This window comes from Devosia sp. (genome assembly GCF_028290645.1).
GTDB lineage: Bacteria > Pseudomonadota > Alphaproteobacteria > Rhizobiales > Devosiaceae > Devosia_A.
Genome location: NZ_JAQGJL010000339.1, coordinates 1 through 7,670 on the forward strand (window position 1 = coordinate 1; position 7,670 = coordinate 7,670).

Consider the following 7,670-nt stretch of genomic DNA (forward strand, 5'->3'; position numbering starts at 1 on the left):
GCAACGCGGCACGCTGGCGTGTGACCGTGCCGCTGACCTGAGGCATGCGCGCGGCGGGGGTTCCCGGGCGCGGTGAATAGGGAAACACATGCAGATAGGTCAGCTCGGCCTCGGTGACGATACCGAGCGTATTGGCAAACATCGCATCGCTCTCGGTGGGGAAACCGGCGATGATATCGGCGCCGAACACCATGTCGGGCCGCAGCGTGCGCAGCTTTTCGACCACGGCCAGCGCATCGGCGCGCAAATGGCGGCGCTTCATGCGCTTGAGGATCATATCGTCGCCCGATTGCAGCGACAGGTGCAGATGCGGCATCAGCCGCTTGTCGGAGGCGATGGCGTCGTAAAGCGCGTCGTCGGCCTCGATGGAATCGATCGACGAGATACGCAGGCGCGGCAGGTCCGGCACGTGACGAAGGATCGATTGCGTCAGCTTGCCGAGCGTCGGCGTGCCCGGCAGGTCGGGACCGTAGGAGGTGATGTCGACGCCGGTGAGGACGATTTCGCCATAGCCATTGTCGACGAGGCGCTTGATCTGGTCGACCACGAGCCCCATCGGTACCGAACGCGACGGGCCGCGCCCATAGGGGATGATGCAGAAGGTGCAGTGATGATCGCACCCGTTCTGGACCTGCACGAACGCCCGGGCCCTTCCGTCCATGCCGTCGATGAGGTGCGCGGCGGTTTCGCGCACGCTCATGATGTCGTTGACCTGGACCTTGTCGTTGAGCGGTACGCCGAAGGCCATCGGCTGGTAGCTCTCGGCCTTGAGCTTGTCGGCATTGCCGATGACGAGATCGACCTCGGCCATGTCGCCGAAGGAGCGGGCCTCGGTCTGGGCGGCGCAGCCGGTGACGATGATCTTCCGCTCGGGGTGCTCGCGGCGCGCCCTGCGGATGGCCTGCTTCGCCTGCCGGACCGCCTCGGCGGTGACGGCGCAGGTGTTGACGATGATGGTGTCGCTGAGCCCGGCCTTCTCCGCCTCGGCCTTCATCACTTCCGATTCATAGGCGTTGAGGCGACAGCCGAAGGTCAGGGTCTCGATGGACATTTCAGGCGAGTTCCTGCTCGCGCGACCAGCTGCCCGTATGGGGGTCGAAGCTGCCGGCGAATTCGCGCCCGGCCGGGCCGGTGAGCAGCACATGGTCGTCGGCGCGCCACTCGATGACGAGATCGCCGCCGGGGAGGGTGACGGTGGCCTTGCGGCCGGTGCGATGGGTACGGGCACCGTTGACGAGGGCGGCGCAGGCGGCGGTGCCGCAGGCGCGGGTGAGGCCGGCGCCGCGCTCCCAGGTGCGGAGGATTATGTGATCGGGGGCGACGACCTGGGCGATCGAGATATTGGCGCGCTCGGGGAAGATCGGGTGGTTCTCGAGCAGCGGGCCGAAGCGGTCGAGGGCGTAGTTCCAGACGTCGTCCTCGACCCAGAAAGTGACGTGCGGGTTGCCCATCGAGACGGCCGAGGGGGTGTGCAGCACCGGCGCATCGATCGGGCCGATCTGCAGCTCGATGCCGGTGGTGTCGTAGAATTCTTCCGCCAGCGGGATGTCTTCCCAGCCGAAGCGGGGCTTGCCCATGTCGACGGTGATGAGGCCGTCGGGGTGCTCGTCGCCGGTGAGGATGCCGGCGAGGGTCTCGAAGACGAAGTGCTTTTCGCCGCTCTCGGCCGACAGCGCCTGGACGACGCAGCGCATGCCGTTGCCACAGGCCTGGGCCAGCGAGCCGTCGGAATTGATGATCTCGATATAGTTGGCGGTGCCGGGGGTGCGGGGATCATGGATGGCCATGATCTGGTCGTAGCGGGTCGCGGCATCGGCATTGATGGCGACGGCGGCAGCGGGGGTGACGCGATCGGCGCGGCCGCGCATGTCGGCGACGATGATCTCGTTGCCGAGCCCGTTCATCTTGAGGAATGGGGCGTTGGACATGCGCGTACCTTGGGCGGCTGCCTCGTTACCGGGGTGTATATGGCGGAAGTGATGTCAAATTGCCAGTGGCGGGCATCGTGGCCGGCCGCGGGGGACGTATTGCCAGAACGGACGACTCGCGCTATATGGATCGCAACGCGCAATTTGGAGCACAACGTCCAATAAGGTCAGATGCGCCATTTGAGCAGTTGGCGACATGGAGAATGTAATGGTAAAGGCTTTCGCCGCAGGTGATCGGGTGTATGTGCGGACCCAGCAAGTCTGGCAGATTCTAACGGCCCACGTGATGATGGAGCAGGGCAACCTGACCTATGGTGAGCTGGCCACTTGGATGGGGCACAAGAAGCAGGCGGCGCGAACGCTAGCTCCGCATCTGGGCCTGCTTGCCAATTTCTGTATTGAGAACAACCTACCGTGCCTGAACACGATCGTCGTCGGGAAAGCAAGCGGAGAGCCCGGGCACGCTGTTCTCATGCGGCCGGGAACCACTGTTGAGCAAGAGCAGCAAGCTGTTTTGGAGTTCGATTGGTTCAGTGTACGGACTCCCACCACAGGGGCACTTAGGAAAGTCTGGGACGGCCCGTCTGATAGCGACTAGTGCCGAGACCGAATGCAGTATCGGCAAGCGGCGCCCATGGCCGCCGACGCCTGGGAATTGCGGACCGGGGCGAGGAGTTGTCTGGACAAAGGTGAGCGAGCAAGTGCGCCAGAAACTTGGGCGACCCCAAAACTGATGTTAGGTGACCACGTGACTGGGCTGCTTTACCACTATTGCGGGACGCCTACCGCATTCTCAATCCTTCACGGCCGAACCATTAGGCTATCGCCGCTGTCTGCGGCAAACGACACGCTCGAGGGCCGGTTGCTAGGCCAGGCTTTTTCAGAGGTCTTGCGCCAAACGTCCTTGACTGAGGGCGTCCGGGCGGTTGCCGAGGTGATTGTAGATGGATACCCGACGTCCACAGAGGGGTTTGCTTTCTGTCTCTCCGAAGATGGGGATTTGCTAAGCCAATGGAGGGCCTATGCAGGAGACGGAACAGGGATCGCCATAGGATTTGCGCGCGACGGGTTCTTGACCGACTTTGGTCCAGTGACCTTCGGTCGCCAGTATTTTGAACTGCTCAAGGTCGCGTACGGCACCTCTGACCTATTGCAGGAACTCAAACCCTCAGCGATGAACTTTGGCAGCGAGTTCGTGGAGTTCGGCGAGTTCGTCAAACTACGTCCCGGAACCACCAAAGCGGACGCCCTTTCATCCCTCTCCGACAGAGACGGAGACGTTCATGGCCTCTTTCAGTGCCATCGCCCCGACGCTCCTGAGCTTCTGGACAGAATGCTCAAGGCGCTCGCACCGCTTCACTTCCGCATCTACGGCACGAAGCCCAAAGCCTTCTATGAAGAGCGAGAGTGGCGCCTTATCAGGTACCAGCACCGAGTCGCCTCCTCGAACATCAAGTTTCTGTCGGACGGCCAATCTATCCGCCCTTATGTCGAGTGCCTTATCGCCGACCCTGCGAAGGATGTTGTGCAGGAGGTGGTCCTCGGACCAAAGCACAAGTCGGACATAAACTGGGTCCGATCGTTTCTTGGTGGGATCGGCCTTGGCCACGTGCATGTCACGAGGTCGGCAATCGACAGCTACCGATAGCGCGAAACAGAAAGCGATCCGATGGATTTGGGGCGTCGAGACCCCGCTCTCCCTTGACTCTTCCACCCTTCCCCTCTATCGAGCGCCCCACTTCATCAGGTTCGACGCCTGACCGCCGACCGGGACCCGCAAAGGTATAAAGAGATCCCGGAGGCTAGCACCCGACAGCGCGATGCGCCCTCGGGTGTGTTTGGCGTTTGGGCTCGTGGACACTTATATCCGGTCGCGGGGCAGTTTGCCGCGAGACCAAGGGAACGAGCATGTTTGAAAGCCTTAGCGATCGCCTAGGGAAAATCTTCGAGGGCCTTCGGGGCCGCGGCGCACTCAACGAGAGCGACGTCGATGCGGCGCTGCGCGAAGTCCGCCGGGCGCTGCTCGAGGCCGACGTGTCGCTCGAAGTGGTGCGCGCCTTCGTCGAGCAGGTGCGCGAGCGCGCCGTCGGCGCCGAGGTGACGCGCTCGGTGACGCCGGGCCAGCAGGTGGTGAAGATCGTCCACGACGAGCTGGTCAAGGTGCTCGGCGAGACGCAGGTGCCGATCGACTTCAACACCACGCCGCCGATGACCATGCTGATGGTGGGCCTGCAGGGCGCGGGCAAGACCACTCTCTCCGCCAAGCTCGCCAAGCGCATGAAGGAGCGGCAGGGCAAGAAGGTCCTGATGGCTTCGCTCGATGACCGCCGGCCCGCGGCGAAAGAGCAGCTGCGCGTGCTCGGCGAGCAGGTGGGCGTCGATACGCTGCCGATCATCGCCGATGAGAAGCCGGTCGATATCGCCCGGCGCGCGCAGCGCGAGGGCAAGCTCGGCGGCTATGACGTTTTGATCCTCGATACGGCGGGTCGGACGCATATCGACGAAGAGCTGATGGAAGAGACGGCGGCGGTGAAGGCCGCCACCAATCCGCACGAAATCCTGCTGGTCGCCGATGCGCTCACCGGGCAGGACGCGGTGAACCTGGCGCGCTCGTTCGATGCGCGGGTGGATATCACCGGCATCGTCCTCACCCGTATCGACGGCGATGGCCGCGGCGGCGCGGCGCTCTCGATGCGGGCGGCGACCGGCAAGCCGATCAAACTGCTGGGTACCGGCGAAAAGATGGATGCGCTCGAGGATTTCCATCCCTCGCGCGTCGCCGACCGCATTCTCGGGATGGGCGACATCGTCTCGCTGGTCGAGAAGGCGGCGCAGAACGTCACGGCCGAAGACGCCCAGAAGATGGCGAAGAAGCTCAAGAAGGGCGTCTTCGACCTCGAGGATCTGCGCGGGCAATTGCAGCAGATGAAGAAGATGGGCGGCATGGGCTCGCTCATGAACATGATGCCCGGCATGGGCCAGATGAAGAAGGCCATGGCCGGCGCGAACATCGACGAGAAGGTGTTCGACCGGCAGATCGCCATCATCAATTCGATGACGAAGAAGGAACGGGCCAACCCGGACCTGCTCAACGCCAAGCGGCGCATCCGCATCGCGGCGGGCTCGGGCACCAAGGTCGAGGACGTCAACAAGCTGATGAAGCAGCACCGCCAGATGGCGGACATGATGAAGAAGGTTTCGAAGGGCGGGCTCGGTTCGCTCTCGGGCATGTTCGGGGGCAAGATGGGTGGGATGATGCCCGGCCTCGGCAACATGGCGGACCCTTCATCGATGGACCCCAAGGAACTCGAGCAGCTGGCGCGGCGCATGGGGATCGACCCGGCGTCGATCCCGCAGCAGCCGGCGCAGGCCGCGCCCCAGCAGCTCGCACCCAACAAGCTGCCGACCGATGTCGGCCAGCTCCTCAAATCCGGCTCGGGACTTCCCGGGCTTGGCGGCGCGGCGCGCTTCCCCGGCCTTCCGGGCCTCGGCGGCGGCTTCGTGCCGAAGAAAAAGTAACCGAACGAAATCAACCGAAGGACTGACCTATGTCGCTGAAACTCCGTCTCGCCCGCGCCGGCACCAAGAAGCGCCCGTACTATCATGTCGTTGTCGCCGACGCCCGTTCGCCGCGCGATGGCCGCTTCATCGAGAAGATCGGCACTTATGATCCGAAGCTGGTCGACAAGGAAAAGCGGGTGAACCTGCTGGCCGAGCGCGTCACGCACTGGCTGAGCGTCGGCGCGCAGCCGACCGACCGCGTAGCGCGGTTCTTCGATGCGGCTGGCCTGCTGAAGCGCGAGGCGCGCAACAATCCGGAACGCGCCGTGCCGGGCAAGAAGTCGACCGAGCGCGCCGAGGAGAAGGCGAAGCGGGCAGCCGCCGCCGAGGAAGCCCGGAACGCTCCGGCTCCGGCCGCAGCCGAAGAGCCGGCAGCCGAAGCGGCCGCTTCGGAGTAAGCCGTGGCGCAAGCGGGCGACGGCGGCAGCAAGCTCCTCATGGGCCGGATCGGCGCGGCCCATGGGATCAAGGGCGAAGTGCGCATCCAGTCCTTCACCGAGGACCCGCTGGCGCTGGTTTCCTATGGCCCGCTGTCGACCAACAAGCCGGGCCTCGTGATCAAGATCCTCTCGGCGCGCACCACCACCAATGTGCTGGTGGCGCGGCTCGAGGGGGTGAACGATCGCACCGCGGCGGAGCGGCTCAACGGGGTTGAGCTGTTCGTCGACCGGGCGCTGTTGCCGGAACCGGACGACGAGGACGATTTCTACCATGCCGACCTGATCGGGCTGCGCGCCCGGCTGGCCGATGGGTCGGAGATCGGTGAGGTGATGGCGGTGCCGAATTTCGGCGCCGGGGACCTCATCGAGATCCGCGACCCGCGGTCGGGCGATACGTACCTCTATCCGTTCTCGAAGGTCGTGGTGCCGGAGGTGCGGATCGCCGAGGGGTACCTCTTGATCGATCCGCCGATCGAGGCGGAGCCGGGCGAAGAAGAACCCGATTGAGCTTTTCAGCCTCGATCATCACGCTGTTTCCCGAACTGTTCCCAGGGCCGCTCGGCACCTCGGTGATCGGGCGGGGGATGGCGGATGGGCTGTGGAGCCTTTCCACCACCCAGCTGCGCGACTTCGCCACCGATCGGCACCGGACGGTGGACGATACGCCGTCGGGCGGCGGGGCGGGGATGGTGCTGAAGCCGGATATTCTGGCACGGGCCATCGATGCGGTGTCGCCGGAGGGGGATGTGCGGCCGCGGCTGTTGATGAGTCCGCGGGGCGTGCCGCTGAGGCAGGCGCGGGTGCGGGAGCTGGCGGCGGGGCCGGGGGCGGTGATCGTCTGCGGGCGGTTCGAGGGGATCGACCAGCGGGTGATCGAGGCGCGCGGGCTCGAAGAGGTCTCGATCGGGGACTATGTGCTGGCGGGCGGCGAGGTGGCGGCGATGGTGCTGCTCGAAGCGGTGGTGCGGCTGATCCCCGGGGTGCTGGGGGCGGCGGAGAGCCATGCCGACGAGAGTTTCGAGAACGGGCTGCTGGAATATCCGCAGTTTACGCGGCCGCAGGTGTTCGAGGGGCGCGAGATCCCGGCGGTGCTGACCAGCGGGGACCACGGCAAGGTCGAGAAATGGCGCCGGGCGGAGAGCGAGACGCTCACGCGGACACGGCGGCCGGATTTGCTGAAGTAGCAGGTCCGCTGGGGAGCACAGCGCGGCCAGCAGCTGCTGCGCCAGGGCTAGTTCGTGTGGGCGGAGTGGTCCATGGGCATTTCGCCTTCGGACATCGCCATGCCGCCGGGGGCGGTGGTGGCGGCGGGGGCGCCGATGTTGAGCATGACCGGGACGTCGCCGGCTTTCTCGAACTTCAGGGTCAGCTGCAGGCATTCGCCCTGCTTGAACGGCGCGCCGACGCCCAGCAGCATCAGGTGGTAGCCGTCGCCGCCGGGGGTGAGGGTGACGCTGCCGCCGGCGGGGATTTCGAGGCCGCCTGCGACTTCGTTCATCTTCATCATATCGCCTTCCATCTTCATCTGATGGACCTCGACGGATTTTGCCGCTGCGGTCGCGCCGCCGAGGAGGCGGTCGGGGGTGGTGCCCTTGTTCTCGATGGTCAGGTAGCCGCCGCCGACCTGGGCCTGGGGGAGCGTGGCGCGGGTATAGGCGCCGGTGATGGTGAGGTCGCCGGCGGTGAAGACCTGGCCGGTGGGGCAGCCCTCGGGGACAAGGCCCTCGGTGGCGAGGGCGGG

The 7,670-nt window shown here is 65.2% G+C and carries 9 protein-coding genes; 6 read left to right on the forward strand and 3 right to left on the reverse strand.

Going from position 1 to position 7,670, the window contains the following annotated elements; genetic code table 11:
* Both mtaB and dapF read right to left on the reverse strand, forming a co-directional pair.
* The coding region (gene mtaB / locus JWQ89_RS18060) for a tRNA (N(6)-L-threonylcarbamoyladenosine(37)-C(2))-methylthiotransferase MtaB (protein ID WP_299643219.1) at window positions 1–1,051 on the reverse strand (1,051 nt) is incomplete at its 3' end.
* A 1-nt stretch (window position 1,052) separates the two neighbouring features.
* Window positions 1,053–1,928 carry a diaminopimelate epimerase gene (gene dapF, locus JWQ89_RS18065; RefSeq protein ID WP_299643220.1) on the reverse strand — a complete coding sequence of 292 codons (876 nt, stop codon included), beginning with the start codon at window positions 1,926–1,928 and terminating at the stop codon, window positions 1,053–1,055.
* Window positions 1,929–2,136: 208 nt separating this feature from the next.
* On the opposite strand from dapF, the gene JWQ89_RS18070 reads away from it, so the two are divergent.
* The 6 genes from JWQ89_RS18070 (at window position 2,137) to trmD (ending at window position 7,113) form a co-directional block, all read left to right on the forward strand.
* A complete protein-coding gene (locus tag JWQ89_RS18070; RefSeq protein WP_299643221.1) occupies window positions 2,137–2,526 on the forward strand; it encodes a hypothetical protein in 390 nt (129 codons plus the stop codon).
* A 150-nt stretch (window positions 2,527–2,676) separates the two neighbouring features.
* Complete coding sequence (locus JWQ89_RS18075) at window positions 2,677–3,576, forward strand: DUF2971 domain-containing protein (RefSeq protein WP_299643223.1); 900 nt, start codon at window positions 2,677–2,679, stop codon at window positions 3,574–3,576.
* Between the two features lie 260 nt (window positions 3,577–3,836).
* Window positions 3,837–5,447, forward strand: a complete 1,611-nt coding sequence (gene ffh, locus JWQ89_RS18080; RefSeq protein WP_299643225.1) for a signal recognition particle protein — start codon at window positions 3,837–3,839, stop codon at window positions 5,445–5,447.
* Window positions 5,448–5,476: 29 nt separating this feature from the next.
* Window positions 5,477–5,887, forward strand: coding sequence for a 30S ribosomal protein S16 (gene rpsP, locus JWQ89_RS18085; RefSeq protein ID WP_299643227.1), 411 nt, complete (start codon window positions 5,477–5,479; stop codon window positions 5,885–5,887).
* Between the two features lie 3 nt (window positions 5,888–5,890).
* The gene (gene rimM / locus JWQ89_RS18090; RefSeq protein WP_299643229.1) at window positions 5,891–6,436 is read left to right on the forward strand and encodes a ribosome maturation factor RimM; all 546 of its coding nucleotides are present in this window, start codon (window positions 5,891–5,893) and stop codon (window positions 6,434–6,436) included.
* Entirely contained in the window at window positions 6,433–7,113 is a 681-nt protein-coding gene (gene trmD / locus JWQ89_RS18095; protein ID WP_299643231.1) for a tRNA (guanosine(37)-N1)-methyltransferase TrmD, read from the forward strand. Before rimM ends, trmD begins: the two co-directional genes overlap by 4 nt.
* A 47-nt stretch (window positions 7,114–7,160) precedes the next feature.
* Here trmD and JWQ89_RS18100 read toward each other — a convergent pair.
* Window positions 7,161–7,670 (reverse strand): copper chaperone PCu(A)C (locus tag JWQ89_RS18100; RefSeq protein ID WP_299643233.1); only part of this gene is annotated, 510 nt, incomplete at its 5' end.

Bases quoted from the DNA above. Each gene is read 5' to 3' on its own strand.
- ffh (WP_299643225.1), top strand. From the start codon at position 3,837: ATGTTTGAAAGCCTTAGCGATCGCCTAGGGAAAATCTTCGAGGGCCTT.
- JWQ89_RS18070 (WP_299643221.1), top strand. From the start codon at position 2,137: ATGGTAAAGGCTTTCGCCGCAGGTGATCGGGTGTATGTGCGGACCCAG.
- rpsP (WP_299643227.1), top strand. From the start codon at position 5,477: ATGTCGCTGAAACTCCGTCTCGCCCGCGCCGGCACCAAGAAGCGCCCG.
- dapF (WP_299643220.1), bottom strand. From the start codon at position 1,928: ATGTCCAACGCCCCATTCCTCAAGATGAACGGGCTCGGCAACGAGATC.